Here is an 18283-nt window from a genome sequence, read left to right as displayed (position 1 = left end):
CTCCGCACCCGCCCCACCGCGAAGGAGCGGCCGTATGCTCTCGCAGCCCGACCATTCCCCCCTCTCCCGCCGGGGGTTCCTCGCCGCGAGCGCCGCGGCGGGCACCCTCCTCGGCCTCGCCCCCGGCCCCGCGCGGGCCGGTACCCGGTCGCGGCCGTTCGGCCGGTACGGATCGCCCGCCGCGCGCCGCGATCCCCGGACCTTGTACGTCCACCCGGGCGGCGCCGGTGACTTCACCACCGTCCGCGATGCCGTGGCCGCCGCCGGAGGCAGCGGATACACGCTGGTCATCGCGCCGGGCACCTACCGGGAGACGGTCGCCGTCGACCGCGCCCGTACCGAGATGACCTGGATCGGGGCGAGCGAGAACCCCCGTGACGTCGTGATCGTGTACGACAACGCGGCCGGAACCCCCAAGCCCGGCGGCGGCACCCACGGCACCACCGGCTCGGCCACCACCACGGTGCAGGCCGACGGGTTCACCGCCCGCCGGATCACCTTCGCCAACGACTGGCTGCGGGCCGACCACCCCGACATCACCGGCACCCAGGCCGTCGCCCTCAAGGTCCAGGGCGACCGCTCCGCCTTCCACCACTGCCGCTTCCTCGGCCACCAGGACACCCTGTACGCCGACTCCATGGCCCTCGGCACCTTCGCCCGCCAGTACTTCGCCCACTGCTACGCGGAGGGTGACGTCGACTTCGTCTTCGGCCGGGCCACCGCCGTCTTCGAGCAGTGCCACTTCCGGACCCTGACGCGGACCGACGTGGCCGGCGCCCCCTACGGGTTCGTCTTCGCGCCGTCGACCGCCGGTGCCAATCCGCTCGGCTACTTGGTGACCCGCAGCCGCGTCGGCAGCGAGGCACCCGACGGCTACTACAAGCTGGCCCGGCCCTGGGTGCCCAGCTCCGACACCACCGCCCGACCCATGCTCGTCGTGCGGGACACCCGGCTCGGCCCGGGCATCGACGCGGTCGCGCCCTACGCCTCCATGTCGGACTCGTATCCCTGGCAGGAGCAGCGCTTCGCCGAGTACGGCAACACCGGCCCGGGGGCCACGATCACGGTCCCGGAGAACCGGCCCCAGCTCACCTCCCGGCAGGCCCGGTCCGCGACCCGCGCCGCCTGGCTCGGCGACTGGGAGCCGTGGAAGGAGGTGTGCTGAGTGCACCGGCGCACCCTGCTCACCGGAATCACCGCCGGGCTGGTCGCCGCGGGCGCCGCACCCGCCTTCGCCGCGGCAGGCCGCCGCGTCCTGCACGTCCGCCCCGGTGACTCCGTCCAGGCCGCCGTGGACGCCGTGGACGGCTCCGGCTGGACCGTAGTCGTGCACCCGGGGACGTACCGCGAGGTCGTCAGCGTCCCGGCGGGGAAGGAGGGGCTGACCCTCAGGGGCGCCACCCGGGACCCGCGTGACGCCGTCATCGTGTTCGGCAACGCCAATGGCACGCCCAGGCCGGACGGCTCGGGCACCTACGGCACGGCAGGCTCCGCGACCTTCACCTCCGCGGCCCCCGGGCTGACCGTCCGCGACCTGACCCTGGCCAACGACTGGCTGCGTGCCGACCACCCCGGCATCACCGGGACGCAGGCCGTCGCGGCGTACACGTACGGCGACCGGACCCTTTTCGAGAACGTCCGGCTCTTGGCCCATCAGGACACCCTCTTCGTCGAGACCGGCGCCCTGGACACCTTCGATCGGCAGTACTTCCGCGACTGCTACATCGAGGGCGACGTGGACTTCGTCTTCGGGCGGGCCACGGCCGTGTTCGAGCACTGTCACTTCCGCACGCTGGCGCGGGACGTGGACTTCACGCCCAAGGGCATGGTCTTCGCCCCCTCCACGGCCCGGGCGAACCCGCACGGCATCCTCGCCGTGCGCTGCCGGATCACCTCCGGCGCGGAGGACGCGGCGTACAAGCTGGCCCGGCCCTGGGTGCCGTCGTACGAGACCACGGCGTGGCCGTCGCTGGTCGTGCGGGAGACCCGGATCGGGCCCGGTATCGACGCGGTGGCCCCGTACACGAACATGCGGGAGGCCCACCCCTGGCAGAGCATGCGGTTCGCCGAGTACCGGAACACGGGGCCGGGCGCGGCGGTCCATGTCCCCGAGAACCGGCCCCGGCTGAGCGTCGCGCAGGCCCGGTCGCACACCAGGGAGACCTACCTCGGCGACTGGCGGCCGTATGCGTAGGGCCGCCGCGCTCCTCCTCGGCCTCTGCCTGCTCTGGCCGGCCGCACCGGCCTCCGCCGCCGAACGCGCCCCCACCGGCTGGGCCTCGACCGGCCCCGGCACCACCGGCGGGGCGGGCGGCCGGACCTGGACGGTGGACACACGCGTCGAGCTCAAGGCCGCGCTCGCGAACGACGGCGAGCCGAACGCGCCCAAGGTGATCCGGGTCGTCGGCGCCGTCGACGGCCACGAGAGCGACGACGGTTCCCTGCTCGGCGAGCAGGACTACGCGCCCGGATACGACCTCGGCCGCTACATGTCCTGCTTCGGCGAGGACGGATCCGCCTGGTCCGACACCCGATACGACCACTGCAGAAAGCAGCGGCAGCTGCGCCAGACCGGGTCGAACAACGAGAAGGCGCAGATCCAGCTCACCGTGCCGAGCAACACCACCCTCGTCGGCGTGGGCCGCGACGCCCGGCTGCTCGGGGTGTTCCTCACCGTCAACACCGGCAGCAACATCATCCTGCGCAACCTGCGTCTGGAGGCGCCCGTCGACCACTTCACCAGCTGGTCCCCGGACGACGGCACCCGGGGCAACTGGAACGCCCGTTTCGACGCGCTGACCGTGATCACCGGCCGGAACATCTGGATCGACCACTGCACCTTCACCGACGGCCGCTTCCCGGACCGCGCGGCTCCCCTCGGCTTCCACGGCGAGCGTGTGCAGCGGCACGACGGGCTGCTGGACATCGAGGACGGCTCCGACTTCGTCACCGTCTCCGACAGCCGGTTCGAGGATCACGACAAGGCGATCCTCGTCGGGTCGGGCGACGGGCGCGGCGACCGCGACCGGGGGCATCTCAAGGTGACCTTCGCCCGCAACCTGTTCACCGGCATCGCGCAGCGCGCCCCGCGGGTCCGCTTCGGGCAGGTGCACGTCGTCAACAACGTCCACCGGGGGCGGGCACCGTTGTACGCCCTGGGCGTCGGCGTGGAGTCCGCCGTCTTCTCCGAGCGCAACGTCTTCCGCCACCCCGGGGGAGAGCCGTCGCTCGCCGTCGCGGCCTACGGGGGCGAGGAGTTCCACGACACCGGCTCCTGGTTCAACGGCCGGCCCGCCCGCCTGAACGCCGTGGCGAGGGGCCTCGGTCTCGGGAACGACGTCGGCTGGGACCCCGCCGACGTGTACGACTACCGTGCCCTGACCTCCCCGGCGGCGGTCGAGCGGTACGTACTGCGGCACGCCGGAGCCGGGAGGCCGCATGGACGCGCATGAAGCGCTGGGGCGACGGACGTTCGTGGTCGGGGCGGGGACGGCGCTGCTGGGCGGGGGAGCGGTGAGCGGGGCGGAGGCGGCGGTCGTGGACGGCCCGCTGCCCGACTTCCACCCGGCGCTGAAGAACGCCCTGACCTTTCCGCTGGCCTGGGGGAAGTCCCCGATCCGTGACTTCCGCGCCTGGCGGCGTGCCGCCCGGGCCACGGTCGAGGAGCACCTCCTGGTCGAGCGGCAGGACGGGACACCGTACGCGCCGGAGTTCACCGGCCGGGCTCAAGAGCCCGACTTCACCCGCGAGTTGGTGACCGTCTCCCTCACCCGTTACGAACGGGTCCGCGGCGCCCTGCTCACCCCGCACGGCGACGGCCCCTTCCCCGCCGTGCTCCTCCTGCACGACCACGGTGCCAGGTTCGACATCGGCAAGGAGAAGCTCGTCCGGCCCTGGTACGACGACACGCGCCTCGCCTCCGCCCGGGCGTGGGCCGACACGTACTTCAGCGGGCGGTTCGTCGGCGACGAACTGGCCCGGCGCGGCTACGTGGTGCTGTGCCTGGACGCGCTCGGCTGGGGTGATCGCGGGCCGCTCGCCTACGAGCAGCAGCAGGCCCTCGCCTCCAACCTCTACCACCTCGGCTCCTCGCTCGCCGGGCTCATGGCCCGGGAGGACCAGCGGGCCGCCGCCTTCCTGGCGGGGCTCGACCGGGTGGACGCCAGGCGGGTAGCGGCCGTCGGCTTCTCCATGGGCGCCTACCGCGCCTGGCAGACCGCCGCCCTGGACGACCATGTCGCGGCCGCCGCGAGCGTGTGCTGGATGACCGGCCTGAAGGACATGATGGTGCCCGGCAACAACACGCTGCGCGGGCAGTCGGCGTACTACATGCTCCACCCGGGGCTCGCCCGGCATCTCGACATCCCCGACGTGGCGAGCATCGCCGCACCGAAACCGATGCTCTTCCTCAACGGCGGGCTCGACCGGCTGTTCCCCGCAGCAGGCGTACGCGTCGCCCACGACAAGCTGCGCGCCGTCTGGCGGTCCCGCCGCGCCGAGGACCGGCTGCGGCTGAGCACCTGGCCGGAGCTCGGCCACGTCTTCACCGAGCCCATGCAGGACGAGGTCTTCGGCTGGCTCGACTCCGTCCTGTGAACGACCCCCCCCGTACGAGAAAGGAACCGCTCTCCCATGTCTCGTCGTACCGCACTCGCCGCCCTGGCGGCCCTCACCCTGGGCACCGGCCTCGCCGTGCTCCCCACCCAGGCCCAGGCCGCCACCGTGGTCGTCAGCAACTCGACCGACCTGGCCAACGCGATCAAGAACGCCACACCGGGGACCGTCATCCAGGTGCGCGGTGGCACCTACTACCCGACGGCCACCCTCCAGACCACGGCCAACGGCACGTCCTCGTCGCCGGTCACGCTCACCGCGTACGGCTCGGAGACCGTCAAGATCGACGGCTCGAACCTGCCCGACGGCGACTGGATCTTCAAGCTCACCGCCGACTACTGGAACGTCTCGAAGATCACCTTCCAGAACTCCCCGGACAGCGCGGTCGTCTGCCAGTCCTGCACCGGCACCAACTGGAACAACATCAAGACCATCGACGGCGGCGACTCCGGCTTCACGCTCACCGGCGACGGCACCGTGAACAACACCGTGCGGAACATCGACTCCTACGGCCACTACGACGCGGCCACGCACGGCGAGAACGCGGACGGCATCGCCGTGAAGTTCGGCTCCGGCACAGGCAACCTCATCACCGGGGCCCGGCTGTACAACAACTCCGACGACGGCCTCGACTTCTGGTCGTTCTCCTCGCCGGTCACCGTCGAGCACACCTGGGCGTTCGGCAACGGCAAGAACCGCTGGAGCGACTCCGCCTTCACGGGCGACGGCAACGGCTACAAACTCGGCGGTGACGGGGAGGTGGTCGCCCACGTCCTCAACAACTCGGCCGCCTGGGACAACGCCGGCAACGGCTTCACGGAGAACAGCAACAAGGGCGCCATCGTCGTCAACCGGACCACGGCGTACGCCAACGCCAAGTGGGGCTACTACTTCGCGACCGGCTCGGCGCGGCTCGGCAAGAACCTCGCCGTGAGCAACGGCGGGGGATCGGTCAGCAAGGGCTCGTCGGTCGTGTCGGCCGGCAACAACTGGGACTCCGGGATCGCGACCCCGGCCTTCCGGTCCACCAACGCCTCGACGACCTACAACGCCCGCCAGTCCAGCGGCGCGCTGCCCGTGACCACGTTCCTGACCACGGGCAGCACCACCATCGGAGCGACGATGGACTGACGAACCCGGCCTGCGCTCTCAGCCGGGGCCCGGCGGTGTCACCGCCGTACCGGCTCGATCCCCTCCAGCGTCGGTGTCACCGGCAGGATCGTGCCGTCGGCCGCGAACTCCATGCGGTCGACGGTGGTCTCGCGGTGCATGCCGTCGCCGCCCGGCAGACCGGGGCCGTTGAGGGCGAAGCGGTGGTAGACGGCGTACCAGTCGTCGGTGCCGGGGGTGTTCACCACCGAGTGGTGGCCGGTGCCGAGGATGCCGTACTCGGGCCGCTTCTGAAGGATCGTCCCGCGCTTGGTCCACGGGCCGAGCGGGGACGGTCCCGTCGCGTACGCCACGTGGTAGTTCTCGCTGCGGGTGTCGTCCTCCGACCACATGAAGTAGTACGTGCCCTTCCGCTTGATCACGAAGGAGCCCTCGCGGAAGTTGTCCGGGGTGATGTCCTTCACCTTCGACGCGTCGAAGGACACCATGTCGTCGTTGAGCGGCACCACGTACCCGTGCCCGTTGCCCCAGTACAGGTAGGCCTGACCGTCGTCGTCCGTGAAGACCGCCGGGTCGATCATCTGGCCCTTCAGCGATCCGCCCTTGGCGACCAGCGGCTTGCCGAGCGCGTCCTTGAAGGGGCCTGCGGGGGAGTCCGCAACGGCCACGCCGATCTGCTGCTCGGCGCAGAAGTAGAAGTAGTACTTGCCGTTTCGCTCGGCGATCGCGGGCGCCCAGGCGTTCTTGTCGGCCCAGCTCACGTCCGGCCCGAGGTCGACGATGACGCCGTGGTCCTTCCAGTGGACCAGGTCCTTCGACGAGTACGCCTTGAACTTGGTGCCGCTCCAGCCCTGGAAGCCGTCCGTCGTCGGATAGATCCAGTACCGGCCGTTCAGGTAGTGCACGTCGGGGTCGGCGTTCAGGCCCGGCAGGAGCGGGCTGCGCGTGCGGACCGCCTCGACCGTCCAGGTGCGCTTCGTCCCGTCGGCGGCCGTCACCGTGTACTTCTGCGGCTTGCGGAAGTCACGGCGGGTGCCGGACTTCGGGCTCAGCTTCGCGCCCTCGCCCACCCACAGCTTCGGGGCGAGGTCCCGCAGATCGGCGTCCGGCTGCATGGGCAGGACGACCTTCGAGGCACTGTCCGTGACGATCGACCAGCCCTTCTGGTGCTTCGCCGTCGCGTCCACGACCGAGGTGGAGCCGGCCGGGTAGGCGGCCAGCAGGCGGTCGTACTCCTTCTGGGTCACCGGCAGGACGGTGCCGTGCCGGGGGCTCGCCGGGAGCTGGTAGTTCACCGACGGGGTCCACTTGCCGGAGGCGAGGTCGGTGGTCTCGAAGGGCACGTAGCCGCGGCCGCCGTACTCGTCGATGAACAGGTACCACTTCTTCTCGGTGTTCGACTTGAACACCGTCGGGCCCTCACCGCGGTCCATCGCGCCCTTGCCGATGCAGTCGGCCACGAGGTCGTACTTCGTCGAGGTCAGGGAGGTGGACTTCTCCCCGGTGATGAACTTCGAGCACGGGCTGGAGGAGCTGGGGTCCCGCTCGTCCTTGGTGTAGCGGTAGTACTCGTCCTTGTACTGCACGACCGTGGAGTCGATGACCGAGTAGCCGGGGTCGTTCCAGACCTTCGGCTCGCTGAAGGTCCGGAAGTCCTTGGTGGTCGCGTACATCATCTTGTTGTACGTGTCGCCCTTGTGGTCCGGGTCGTCGTCGGCGTACAGCTTCGACGCCCAGAAGACGACGTACTCTCCGAGCTTGTCGTCCCAGTAGGCCTCCGGGGCCCAGGTGTTGCCCGCGCTGTCCGGGGAGACCTTCACCAGGCGCTGGTCGGTCCAGTGGACCAGGTCGGTGGACTCCCAGACCATGATCGACTTGCTGCCGTGCCGCTGGACGTCGTCCCAGCTGCCGCTGGAGTTCTGGTACATCCTCAGGTCGGTGGCGATCAGGTAGAACTTGTCGCCCTTCGGGGAGCGGATCACGAACGGGTCGCGCAGCCCCTTCTCGCCGATCGTCGACGTCAGGACCGGCTTGCCGGCGTTCAGCTCACGCCAGTGCAGCGCGTTGTTGCCCCGGCTGAGGGCGTAGCGGATCTGCTCGCCGTCGGCGGTTCCCTCGCCGGTGAAGTAGGCGAAGAGGTAGCCGGCGTACTTGCTCTGCTTCACGGGTGGGGCTCCGGGGTCTGCGGTGCTGGGCGGTGCGGTGAGGAGGGCCAGAAGGAGGCCGGTCAGGGCCAGGAAGGGGAGCAGGAGCGTGCGGGCGATGCGGGGGCGCATGACACTTCCTGTCGGAGTGTGGGGGATTCTGTTGGATGAGGCCTTCGGAGTTTCACCGGAGGGGCGCAGGGCGTCAACGGGTCCGCGTGAGGCCGGTGGTTCCGAAACTTTCGGAACATCGAGATCTCCGGCGCACGTCACAGCGGCAACCCTTTCCGGCGCGGCGGCGACTGGTGGACGGAAACGGGCCGGAGCGGGCCCCTCCGAGCCGTTTCCGTCATCGATCCCCTAGGAAAGGAACGCTCCGTGCTGCCGAGCACCGGACGTCATCGCAGGACCCGTACGCTCTCCATCGCCGCAGCCGTGGCCTGTGCCGCGGGGGCCGGCGGCGTCTACCTCGGACTGTCGAGCGGCGGCGCGCAGGCCGCCTCGACCACGGTCACCGTCTCCACCGCCGCCCAGCTCGAAGAGGCCGTGAAGAAGGCCACCGCCGGCACCACGATCCAGGTCCGCGGCGGCACCTACCATCCGTCCGCCACCCTCAAGTCCACCGCGAACGGCACCAGTTCCGCGCCCATCACCCTGCGGGCGTACGCCGGTGAGAAGGTGCGCATCGACGGGTCCAAGCTGCCCGCCGGCTCCTGGCTGGCCGGGATCCACGGCGACCACTGGACCGTCCAGGACCTGGCCTTCGTCAACTCCCCGGCCCAGGGTTTCGTCGCCACGTCCTCCGTCGGCGGCATCTTCAGGAACCTCGTCACCGCGGACAACGGCGACTCCGGCTTCACCCTGCGCGGCGACGGCACCACCGGCAACCTCGTGGAGAACCTGGACAGTCACGGCAACTACGACCCGGCCGGGCACGGCCAGAACGCCGACGGCATCGCCGTCAAGTTCGGCTCGGGGACCGGGAACAGGATCATCGGAGCCCGGCTGTACAACAACTCCGACGACGGCCTCGACCTGTGGCAGTTCTCCTCGCCGGTCACCATCGAGCACTCCTGGGCCTTCGGCAACGGCGAGAACCGCTGGAACGACGCGGCCTTCGAGGGCAACGGCAACGGCTTCAAGCTGGGCGGCGGGGGCGCGTCCGTCGCCCACGTCGTCAACAACAACGCGGCCTGGGACAACACGCTGCACGGGTTCACCGAGAACTCCAACTCCGGCGCCATCGCCCTGAACCGCAACACCGCGTACGCCAACGCCGAGAGCGGGTTCTACTTCGCGACCGGCACGGCCCGCCTCGGCAGGAACCTCGCCGTCGGCGACAAGGGCGGAGCGGTCAAGCGCGGCTCCGCGACGGTCTCAGCCGGCAACAACTGGGACAGCGGTATCGCCACGCCGCCCTTCAGATCGACGGACGCGACCGGCGCGTACGGAGCCCGCCGGGCGGACGGCTCCCTGCCCGCGACGACGTTCCTGACGACCGGCTCCACGACCATCGGCTCGACGATGGACTAGGGCCTGCCCAGGGCGGAAAGGCGACGCCCCCGCCGGTGCGAAACGGCGGGGGCGTCTTGCCGACCGGCCGAGGGGGGCTCGGCCGGTACCGTCCGGCCGTCCGGAGGGGGGCTCCGGAGGGCCGAGGTGCCGGGACGTCCGACTGGGGGGCCGGACATCCGGCGTCCGGCCGGCCCAAGGGGGGACCAGGGCCAACCGGAGTCACAGGGGGGCAGGGCCTACTGGTAGCTGATGTCGGAGGCCTTGAACTTGCAGCTCTTGCCGTCCGGACCGGGCGGCGTCAGCTCCTTGGGCTCCTTGCCGGTGTTGTTGCCCTCGAAGCGCACACACGTCTTGATCTTCTTCTTGCTGTCGCCGTGGATGCGGATCTTCGACAGCGTCGCCGTGTCGCCGAGGTTGGCGTTCACGCCGACGATCGAGTTCATCGGCGCCGTCACGTCGATGTCGCTGAGCACGATCGTGCGCTTGTGCTGCGTCTTGCAGTTGCCGCAGGAGCGGACCAGCTTGCCGGCGTTCTGCACCTGGAAGCCCGACACGTTCAGCGTGCCGGCGCCGTTGAACTGCAGCACCTTGTCGTCGGCGTTCTTCGCGCCGCCGCCGATCACCTTGTACACGGCGGACGAGGACTTGCCCTTGAAGCTGGCCGCGTCCTCGCCGACGTCCGTCCACCAGACGTTCTGCAGCGTGCAGCTGCCCTTGCAGTGCACGCCGTCCGCCGCCGGGGTGCCGATGATGACGTTCTTGAGGACCGCGCCGTCGGCCAGCTCGAAGAGCGGGGCCTGCCCCTCGTCCTGGCTGCCGCCGCCGAGCGCGCCGGCGCCGTAGAACATCTTCATCCCGCCGTCGCGCACCCCGGAGACCGGGATGGTCTTCGACACGGGCGTCTTGCCCTTGTCCGTGGGCCAGGAGGACGCCGCGCCCGCCGTCGACAGCATCGACGTGGTGACGATCGCCGCACCCGTGATCCCGAACGCGGACACCGCGGCGATCACCGCCCGCCGCTTGGTGACGCTGCGGCGGTGACGGACGCGCTGTTCTGCTGGTGCAGTCATGTACCGATTCCTCAGATGGGGGGTGGTTCTTGCGCTTAGTGGTCGCCACCGATGAGGAAAGGGTTGCCGCCTCTTCAGAAATTTTTCACGAGTCGCCGTCGCCGTCGTCGACCGCCGCGAAATCGCCGCCCACCGACAGCTGCCGCGAACCGGCGGTGGCCGTCACCTCGTAGCGGTCCTCGCCCGCGTCGCGGCCGCCGCGGGCATGGTCGAACTGCCCGGCGAACACCCACTCGCCCGCCGGGACCGTACGGCCCGCCTTGAGGGTCCAGGTGTAGACGAGGAAGCCGTCCTGCTCGGCGACCGTGAGGGTGAAGTCGTTCTCGGGCAGGGAGCGCCAGGCGCCCGAGTCGGAGACCCCGCCGCTCTGGACGACCTTCAGCCGCACGGTCAGCGCGGTCAGTTGCTCGCGGGTCTTGAGGGTGACGTTGCTCTGCGCCCAGAACTCGTTGCTGTGCGGGTCGACCGAGCCGTCCGACCACAACGGCCCGTCCTCGGTGGCGGGCGGCCGCCCGGCGGCCGGGGCGCTCGGCGTCCCCGAGGGCGGGGGGCTGGACTCGCGGCGCTCCGGCGACCGGCTCGGTGCCGGCTCCACCGGAGGCGGAGGCACGGGGGCCCGGCTCGTCGCGTCCGGGGACGGCGTGGGCGTCGGCGACGTCGCCACTTCCTGCTGCTGAGGTGCGGCTTCGTCCTTCACCGCGGACGCCACCGCGTAACCGCCCACCGCCAGAACGCCGGCGACCGCGGCCGTCGCACCGGCCACCCGCATCCAGCCGAACACCGGCGGACGCGTCGCCCGGTGGCCGGAACCGGCCGGCCCGGCCATGCCGCGCTCGAGCCGGGCCAGCATGCGCTCCCGGTCGGGCTCGTGCGCCCCGGCCGCCTCGTGCAGCCGTGTGCGCAGCTCCTCGTGCACGTCCCGCCGCATGGTCATCGGTCCCTCCCTCCGCCCTCACCGGTGCGCACGCCCTCCACGGCGGGCGAGCAGCGGGGAGCGCCCAGCGCCGCGTGCATCCGCTGCGGCACTCCCTGCACCCCCAGCAACCGCTGGAGTTCGGCCATTCCCTTCGAGGTCTGGCTCTTCACCGTACCCACCGACACGCCCAGCGCCAGGGCGGTGTCCTTCTCCGACAGGTCGAACGCGTGCCGCAGCACCACACAGGCCCGCTTGCGGAACGGCAGCCTGCGCAGCGCCTCCTGCACGTCGACCACGCCCGCGACGTCCGGGTTCTCGGTGTTCTCCTCGCGCTGCGACCAGAACAGGGCGATGCGCCGCCGCTCGCGCACCGCGCTGCGGATGCGGGTACGGGCCAGATTGGCGACCACCCCGCGCGCGTACGCCGCCGGATGGTCGGCCGCGCGCACCCGGTCCCAGCGGTGCCACAGCGCCAGCAACGCGTCCGCCGCCAGATCGTCGGCGGCGTCCGACTCGCCCGTCAGCAGGTAGGCGAGGCGGGACAGTTCGGCGTAGTGGCGCTCGAAGAAGGCGTGGAACTCCACGGAGGCGGCGTCGTCGACGACTGTGCCCACGGGGCGACCTCTCCTCGCAGCGGCTACGGGCGCTCCCGGCCGGGGCGCCCTGTGGCTGTCATGTAGATGACATGTGATTGTCCGGGGGAGGCCCGGACGAGATCGGGAAGCGTAGCAGCGATCGTCGAACGGTTCGTACGGGGCTTCGAACGGCGTATGGCAGGCCGGACTCTGATTCCGTAACACGGAGAAAACCTGAACAGGGTTCGCGGCAGGCACAATCCGGCCAGCATCCGCACACCGATCACCCAGACATCCAGGAGCACGCGCCATGTCCGAACCGCAGCAGGCCACCGACCGGCCTCCCGTCAAGGAGCCCCCGGCGAACAGCGTCGACCGGTTCTTCCGGATCTCCGAGCGGGGCTCCACCTTCGGCCGGGAGATTCGCGGCGGCTTCGCCACGTTCTTCACGATGGCCTACATCCTTGTCCTGAATCCCATCATCCTGGGCAGCGCCAGGGACAAGTTCGGGCACCAGCTGGACGCCGTCCAGCTCACCACCGCCACCGCCCTGGTGGCCGCGGTCATGACGATCATCATGGGCGTGGGCGGCAACCTGCCCCTCGCGCTGGCCGCCGGACTCGGCCTGAACGCCGTGGTCGCCTTCCAGATCGCCCCGCTGATGAGCTGGGACGACGCGATGGGCCTGATCGTCCTCGAAGGCCTGCTGATCTGCGTGCTGGTGGTGACCGGTCTGCGCGAGGCCGTCATGCACGCGATACCCCAGCCGCTCAAGCAGGCGATCAGCGTCGGCATCGGCCTGTTCATCGCCTTCATCGGCTTCGTCGACGCCGGCTTCGTCAGCCGCATCCCGGACGCCGCGAACACCACCGTGCCCGTTCAGCTGGGCGGCACCGGCACCCTCGTCGGCTGGCCGATGCTCGTCTTCTGCCTCGGCGTGCTGCTGACGATCGGGCTGCTCGCCCGCAAGGTCAAGGGCGCCATCCTGATCAGCATCGTCACCATGACCGCGCTGGCGATCGTGATCAACTCCACAGCCGACATCAAGAGCTGGGGCCTGACCACACCGTCCTGGCCGGACCAGCTCGTCGACGCCCCCGACTTCGGGCTCATCGGCGACTTCGACCTGTTCGGCGCCTTCAGCGCCCCCGGCGTCGGCGTCATCACCGTCGTCCTGCTGATCTTCACGCTGATCCTGTCCGACTTCTTCGACACCATGGGCACCGTCGTCGGCATCAGCGCCGAGGCCGGCCTGCTGGACGAGGACGGCAAGGTCCCCAACCTCGGCCGGGTGCTGCTCATCGACGGTGCCGCCGCCGTCGCGGGCGGCGCCGCCTCCGCCTCCTCCGCGACCTCCTACATCGAGTCCGCGGCCGGTGTCGGCGAGGGCTCGCGCACCGGCTTCTCCAACCTCGTCACCGGTGGCCTGTTCGGCCTCGCGCTGTTCCTGACCCCGCTGCTCACCATCGTCCCGCTCCAGGCCGCCGCCCCGGCCCTGGTCGCCGTCGGCTTCCTGATGATGACCCAGGTCAAGCACATCGACTGGGACCGCTACGACATCGCCATCCCCGCGTTCCTCACCATCGCCGTGATGCCGTTCACCTACTCCATCACCAACGGCATCGGGGCCGGCTTCCTCGCCTACGTCGTCATCAAGACCGTGCTCGGCCGGGCGAAGGAGGTCCACTGGCTGCTGTGGGGGACCTCGGCGCTGTTCCTCGTGTACTTCGCGATCGACCCGATCGAGCAGCTCCTGGGAGCGAAGTGACACCGGGCGTGCGGTGACACGAGGACGGGCCGCCCCCGGGGGGAAGGGGGCGGCCCGTCTCGTCTGTACAGACGGATTGTCGGCGGCTGAGGTTCAGTCCTTGAGCGCGGCTTGCATCATGGCCTTGGCGACCGGCGCCGCCAGGCCGTTGCCGCTGACCTCCGAGCGGGCGGCGTTCGACTGCTCGACCATGACCGCCACGGCGACCTCCTTGCCCGACGAGTCGGACTTGCCGTACGAGGTGAACCAGGCGTACGGCACCTGGCTGTTGTTCTCGCCGTGCTGGGCCGTACCCGTCTTGCCGCCCACGGTGGCGCCGGGGACCTGGGCGTTCGTGCCCGTGCCCTTGTTCACGACCGTCTCCATCGCCGACTGCAGCTGCTCGGCGGTCGAGGAGCTGACGATCTCCTTCGTGCCCGCCTGGTCGTCGTAGTCCTCCAGCACATCACCGCCGTTGTCGGTGACCTGCGAGACCATGTGAGGCGACACCAGCTTGCCGCCGTTGGCGATGGCCGCCGACACCATGGCCATCTGCAGCGGCGTCGCGGTGACGTCGAACTGGCCGATGCCCGTCAGGGCCGTCTGCGACGGGTCCATGTCCGACGGGTACGCGCTGGTGTAGGCCCGGACCGGCACGTCCAGCTTGTCGTCGTTGAAGCCGAACTTCTCGGCCATCGCCTTCACCTTGTCCTGGCCCAGCTTCACGGCCATCTTCGCGAAGACGTTGTTGCACGAGTACTCCAGCGCCGTGCGGATGGTCGCGTTCGTGCAGGGCGCGTTCGGGTTCTCGTTCGTCAGGTCCCGGCTGGTGCCCGGCAGCGTGTACGGGTCCGGGCTGTCCGTCTTCTCGTCCACCGACGAGTACAGCCCGTCCTCCAGCGCGGCCGCCGCCACGACCAGCTTGAACGTCGAACCGGGCGGCAGCGGCTGCCGCAGCGCACGGTTGACCAGCGGCTTCTCCGGGTCGGACGTGAGCTTCTGCCAGGCCGCCCCCGCGGTGTTGGCGTCGGTCAGCGAGGAGGGGTTGTACGACGGCGTCGACACGACCGCGAGGATCTTCCCGGTCTTCGGGTCGACGGCGACGGCACCGCCCTTCTTGTCGCCGAGCGCCTCGTAGGCCGCCTTCTGCACGTCCGGGTCGATGGTCGTGACCACGTTGCCCGGCTCGGCCCGCTGGTTGGTGAGCGTGTCCATCACGGACTTCAGCCGGCTGTCCGTGCCGTTGAGCAGGTCGGTGTAGATGCCCTCCAACTGGGTCGGGGCGTACGCCTGCGACGCGTAACCCGTCACCGCCGCGTACAACGCGCCGTCGGTGTACGTCCGCTTGTACCTGAGGTCGCCCGTCTTCGTCGGCGCCGAGCCGGTGACCGACCGGCCGCCCACGATGATGTTGCCGAGCGGCGCCGAGTACGTCTCGATCGCGTTCCGCCGGTTGTCCTTGTCGTCTGCCAGCGCCCGGCCCTCGTAGAACTGCACCCAGGTCGCCCTGACCAGCAGAGCCAACACCAGGAGCAGCGCGAAGACCGAGGCGCGCCTGATCGTCTTGTTCATTCCGCACAGGAGGACGAACCACGGCGGGCGGATCGTTCCCGTCCGTCCGTATTCTCATCCGGCGTTCAGAAAGCCCGCTTCGTACGCGGCGATCACCGCCTGCGTACGGTCCCGGGTGCCCGTCTTGGCCAGGACCGCCGCGACGTGCGATTTCACCGTGGCCGGGCCGACCTCCATCCGGCGGGCGATCTCCGCGTTGGTCAGCCCCTGCGCCATGAGCCGCAGCACCTCCCGCTCGCGGCCCGTGAGCTTCGCCACCCACGCGGGCGGCGCCGGGCGGGCCCGGGCGTGCTCGGTCGCGAGGGTGCGGACGGCCGCGGGGAACAGCAGGCTGTCGCTGCGCGCCACCAGCCGCACCGCCTGCACGAGCGCGTCGGCGTCCGACCGCTTCAGCAGGAACCCGGCGGCTCCGGCCCGCAGCGCGTCGTACACGTAGGAGTCGTTCTCGAACGTCGTCACGACGACGATCCGCGGCGGCTCGTCCAGCGTGGCGAGGATCTGCTCGGTGGCACGGATCCCGTCGGTCTCCGGCATCCGGACGTCCATGAGGACGACGTCCGGCCGCAGCTCCCGCACGACCGACACCGCCTCGGCACCGGTGGCCGCCTCGCCCACCACCTCCAGGTCCGGCTCGGCGGAGAGGATGGCGCGCAGTGCGGTGCGCACCATGCGCTCGTCGTCGGCGAGGACGACACGGATCGGGGCCGGGCGGGTCATGCGGGTCCTCTCATCGGCAGGCGTGCGTGCAGCCGCCAGGTCTGTGCCGCGGTCGGGCCCGCCGTCGCGGTCCCGCCCAGCAGCCTGGCCCGGTCCGCGATGCCCCGCAGTCCGTGGCCGCCACCGGTGCGGGAGGGAGCGGGGCCGGTCACCGGATTCTCCACGGTGATCTCCAGCTCCCCGCCCGTCACCGCGATCCGCACCTCCACGGCCGCCCGCTCACCGGCGTGCTTGAGGGCGTTGCTCAGCCCCTCCTGCACGATGCGGTAGGCCTCGCGGGACAGCAGCGGGGGCAGCGCCTCGGGGTCGGCCTCCACGGTGGCCCGCACGCGCTGTCCGCCCGCCCGGGTGCGCCTCAGCAGTGCGTCGAGGTCGGCGGCGAGGGTGGGCGCCGGCGCCGTGCCCGGGGCGTCGCCCTCGCGCAGCACGCCCAGGACGGCGTCGAGTTCACCGACCGTGCGCCGGGTCGTGTCCTCGATCGCCGCGAGGGCCTCGCGGACGAACTCCGGGTCGGAGTCGAGGACCCGGCGGGCCGCACTCGCCTGCAGCGTGACCGCGCTCAGGGCGTGGCCGACCGAGTCGTGCAGCTCCCGCGCCAGCCGGTTGCGCACGGCCAGGTCGGCTGCGCGGGCCTCGGCTGCGGCGAGCCGCTCCCGGGGCGTGGGGCCGAGCAGCGGGGGCGCCCAGCGGGCCAGCAGCGCACCGCAGCCGGCCGCACAGCCGGCGAGGGCGACGAGCGACGCCACGCCCGCGAACGGGGCGAGCGCCAGAACCCAGGTGTGGTCGAAGGCTTCGGGCAGACCGAGTCGGCCGCCGCGCAGCCCCGCGAGGAGCGGCAGCACGATCAGCGCGGCGGCGAACGGCGGCAGCGCCAGCGACATCCCCGCGATGATCCCGCCGAACCCGAGATGCAGCGTGAACCAGGCAGCCGTACGGCCCTTCTCGCCCCGCGTCCGTGCGGGCCCGAGGGCGAGCCGGTCCGCCTCCACACCGCACAGCCAGCGCACGGCGGCCGATTCCAGCGGCCGGGTCAGCGGGAACAGCGAGGTGACGGCCGCGAGCGGCAGACCCACGCCGAACGAGGCGAGCTGGAGGGGGAAGGAGCCGAAGACGTCCGCCGAGCCGGTGACCGGGCCGATCACCACCGAACCGACCAGGACGTACGGCATGGCCAGCGCACCACCGAGGATCAGATGGATCCAGCGCAGGCGCGCCCGACGGCCGAACAGCGACCGGGCGACCGTGCTCACGCCGCCCGCCGCGCGGCCCTGGCCGAGCGCTCCGCGAAGAAGTAGGCGCAGAGGGCGGCGACGAGCAGGCCGACGAGCATCTGCCCAGCGTAGGCGAGGTGCATCGGCGGCGTGGGGCGGTCGGCGAGGTCCGCCACCCCGCCGGCGGAGGCCAGCGACAGCCAGCCGCCCCAGCAGGCCACGGCACCCGAGCCGACCCAGGCGAGAGAGAGCGGGACCGACACGGGCAGGGCCCGGCCGCGCCGGAAGGCCAGCAGCACGGCACCGGCGACCGCCGCGAGGAGGAACACGACGAACAGGGCCTCCAGGACGTAGAACTCACCGCCCCGGTCCGCCGCCCGGCCCTCGCTGAGTCCGGCGGAGACGCCGCAGGCCCAGAGGGCGTGGAGCGTGAGCGGCGGCAGGGCGAGCACGGCGGCGGCCACGGCGAGGGCCCGGTGGGCCGGGCCGACGGCACCGACGGGCAGGTCCCACACCCGCCCGCGCCACAGGTGCCCCCAGCGGTCCCGCGCGTAGAGCACGAAGAGGCCGCCCAGGGCGAGCCCTTGGGCGATGAACCCGGTGTACACGACGGCGAACACCCACTCGTCCAGGAAGGCCTCCCGGCCCGCGGACGAGGCGCCGCCTCCGCCGAACGCCCTCACCACCAGCTGCGCCGGGAACCCGGCCATGATGGGCGCGAGCAGCCCGGTCGCGACCCACACCGGGAACGCCGGCAGCCACGCGGGCACCCGCAGCCCCCACGGCCGGGTCAGCACCAGCGCCAGCACGATCACCGCGCTGTCCAGCAGCATCGACAGACCGTTGACCACGGCCATCGTGAGGCGGTCGTCGAGCAGCGAGCTGCCCTCGGGTATCCCGACGTGACTCCCGGCGACCCAGGCGGCCTTGAGGGCGAGGTACGGCACGCAGGAGACGACGGCGACGGCACGGAGGATCCGCCGCGTGCGGCCGGCACGGACGGCGGGGCCGGGAGCGGCGGGGGGAGCAATCGACTGCGTCATGCGATCAGGCTCCCGCGGGGGAGGCCGCCGGCACCTCCTGCCCGGCGAC

At 71.3% G+C, this 18283-nt stretch carries 15 protein-coding genes; 7 read left to right on the top strand and 8 right to left on the bottom strand.

Translation table 11 applies throughout. From position 1 onward, the window contains the following. Window positions 1-34: 34 nt before the first annotated feature. From AB0G20_RS34860 to AB0G20_RS34840, 5 genes are read left to right on the top strand one after another with little or no spacing between them, the layout of a single operon-like run. On the top strand, window positions 35-1165 hold the full coding sequence (locus AB0G20_RS34860; protein WP_361309553.1) for a pectinesterase family protein: 1131 nt from the start codon (window positions 35-37) through the stop codon (window positions 1163-1165). Then, window positions 1166-2194, top strand: a complete 1029-nt coding sequence (locus tag AB0G20_RS34855; protein WP_361309550.1) for a pectinesterase family protein — start codon at window positions 1166-1168, stop codon at window positions 2192-2194. It abuts the gene before it with no gap. Beyond that, a complete protein-coding gene (locus AB0G20_RS34850) occupies window positions 2187-3452 on the top strand; it encodes a pectate lyase (RefSeq protein ID WP_361309549.1) in 1266 nt (421 codons plus the stop codon). The genes AB0G20_RS34855 and AB0G20_RS34850 overlap by 8 nt, the downstream gene beginning before the upstream one ends. Continuing rightward, a complete protein-coding gene (locus AB0G20_RS34845; protein ID WP_361309546.1) occupies window positions 3439-4596 on the top strand; it encodes a dienelactone hydrolase family protein in 1158 nt (385 codons plus the stop codon). Before AB0G20_RS34850 ends, AB0G20_RS34845 begins: the two co-directional genes overlap by 14 nt. A 36-nt stretch (window positions 4597-4632) precedes the next feature. Continuing rightward, entirely contained in the window at window positions 4633-5745 is a 1113-nt protein-coding gene (locus tag AB0G20_RS34840) for a chondroitinase-B domain-containing protein (protein ID WP_361309544.1), read from the top strand. 38 nt (window positions 5746-5783) lie between these two features. Here the strand turns inward: AB0G20_RS34840 and AB0G20_RS34835 are convergent, their stop codons facing one another. After that, window positions 5784-8000 (bottom strand): family 43 glycosylhydrolase, encoded by a 2217-nt coding sequence (locus tag AB0G20_RS34835; RefSeq protein WP_361309542.1) that lies wholly within the window; start codon window positions 7998-8000, stop codon window positions 5784-5786. A 246-nt stretch (window positions 8001-8246) separates the two neighbouring features. Here AB0G20_RS34835 and AB0G20_RS34830 point away from each other — a divergent pair, with 246 nt between their 5' ends. Next, a complete protein-coding gene (locus AB0G20_RS34830; protein WP_361309539.1) occupies window positions 8247-9401 on the top strand; it encodes a right-handed parallel beta-helix repeat-containing protein in 1155 nt (384 codons plus the stop codon). 218 nt (window positions 9402-9619) lie between these two features. Here the strand turns inward: AB0G20_RS34830 and AB0G20_RS34825 are convergent, their stop codons facing one another. From AB0G20_RS34825 to AB0G20_RS34815, 3 genes are all read right to left on the bottom strand, one after another. Then, entirely contained in the window at window positions 9620-10453 is an 834-nt protein-coding gene (locus tag AB0G20_RS34825; RefSeq protein WP_361309536.1) for a pectate lyase, read from the bottom strand. A gap of 85 nt (window positions 10454-10538) precedes the next feature. Next, on the bottom strand, window positions 10539-11387 hold the full coding sequence (locus AB0G20_RS34820) for a hypothetical protein (protein WP_361309534.1): 849 nt from the start codon (window positions 11385-11387) through the stop codon (window positions 10539-10541). Beyond that, complete coding sequence (locus AB0G20_RS34815; protein WP_361309531.1) at window positions 11384-11983, bottom strand: SigE family RNA polymerase sigma factor; 600 nt, start codon at window positions 11981-11983, stop codon at window positions 11384-11386. The genes AB0G20_RS34820 and AB0G20_RS34815 overlap by 4 nt, the downstream gene beginning before the upstream one ends. Before the next feature lie 271 nt (window positions 11984-12254). Here AB0G20_RS34815 and AB0G20_RS34810 point away from each other — a divergent pair, with 271 nt between their 5' ends. Then, on the top strand, window positions 12255-13712 hold the full coding sequence (locus AB0G20_RS34810; RefSeq protein ID WP_361309528.1) for an NCS2 family permease: 1458 nt from the start codon (window positions 12255-12257) through the stop codon (window positions 13710-13712). A 93-nt stretch (window positions 13713-13805) separates the two neighbouring features. Here the strand turns inward: AB0G20_RS34810 and AB0G20_RS34805 are convergent, their stop codons facing one another. The 4 genes from AB0G20_RS34805 to AB0G20_RS34790 are packed head-to-tail and all read right to left on the bottom strand — an operon-like array spanning window position 13806 to window position 18234. Continuing rightward, window positions 13806-15263, bottom strand: coding sequence for a penicillin-binding transpeptidase domain-containing protein (locus tag AB0G20_RS34805; RefSeq protein ID WP_361309525.1), 1458 nt, complete (start codon window positions 15261-15263; stop codon window positions 13806-13808). 54 nt (window positions 15264-15317) lie between these two features. Then, complete coding sequence (locus AB0G20_RS34800; RefSeq protein ID WP_361309523.1) at window positions 15318-15980, bottom strand: response regulator transcription factor; 663 nt, start codon at window positions 15978-15980, stop codon at window positions 15318-15320. Next, the gene (locus tag AB0G20_RS34795; RefSeq protein WP_361309520.1) at window positions 15977-17230 is read right to left on the bottom strand and encodes a histidine kinase; all 1254 of its coding nucleotides are present in this window, start codon (window positions 17228-17230) and stop codon (window positions 15977-15979) included. The genes AB0G20_RS34800 and AB0G20_RS34795 overlap by 4 nt, the downstream gene beginning before the upstream one ends. Next, entirely contained in the window at window positions 17227-18234 is a 1008-nt protein-coding gene (locus AB0G20_RS34790; protein WP_361309517.1) for a hypothetical protein, read from the bottom strand. The genes AB0G20_RS34795 and AB0G20_RS34790 overlap by 4 nt, the downstream gene beginning before the upstream one ends. Window positions 18235-18283 lie beyond the last annotated feature (49 nt).

It is taken from the genome of Streptomyces sp. NPDC024017 (genome assembly GCF_040638895.1).
GTDB lineage: Bacteria > Actinomycetota > Actinomycetes > Streptomycetales > Streptomycetaceae > Streptomyces.
This window is presented reverse-complemented; position numbering and strand designations above follow the sequence as displayed.

Coding starts and splice junctions, on each gene's coding strand:
- AB0G20_RS34840 (WP_361309544.1), top strand. CDS start 4,633: ATGTCTCGTCGTACCGCACTCGCCGCCCTGGCGGCCCTCACCCTGGGC.
- AB0G20_RS34790 (WP_361309517.1), bottom strand. CDS start 18,234: ATGACGCAGTCGATTGCTCCCCCCGCCGCTCCCGGCCCCGCCGTCCGT.
- AB0G20_RS34820 (WP_361309534.1), bottom strand. CDS start 11,387: ATGACCATGCGGCGGGACGTGCACGAGGAGCTGCGCACACGGCTGCAC.
- AB0G20_RS34825 (WP_361309536.1), bottom strand. CDS start 10,453: ATGACTGCACCAGCAGAACAGCGCGTCCGTCACCGCCGCAGCGTCACC.
- AB0G20_RS34810 (WP_361309528.1), top strand. CDS start 12,255: ATGTCCGAACCGCAGCAGGCCACCGACCGGCCTCCCGTCAAGGAGCCC.
- AB0G20_RS34800 (WP_361309523.1), bottom strand. CDS start 15,980: ATGACCCGCCCGGCCCCGATCCGTGTCGTCCTCGCCGACGACGAGCGC.
- AB0G20_RS34860 (WP_361309553.1), top strand. CDS start 35: ATGCTCTCGCAGCCCGACCATTCCCCCCTCTCCCGCCGGGGGTTCCTC.
- AB0G20_RS34835 (WP_361309542.1), bottom strand. CDS start 8,000: ATGCGCCCCCGCATCGCCCGCACGCTCCTGCTCCCCTTCCTGGCCCTG.
- AB0G20_RS34845 (WP_361309546.1), top strand. CDS start 3,439: ATGGACGCGCATGAAGCGCTGGGGCGACGGACGTTCGTGGTCGGGGCG.
- AB0G20_RS34805 (WP_361309525.1), bottom strand. CDS start 15,263: ATGAACAAGACGATCAGGCGCGCCTCGGTCTTCGCGCTGCTCCTGGTG.
- AB0G20_RS34850 (WP_361309549.1), top strand. CDS start 2,187: ATGCGTAGGGCCGCCGCGCTCCTCCTCGGCCTCTGCCTGCTCTGGCCG.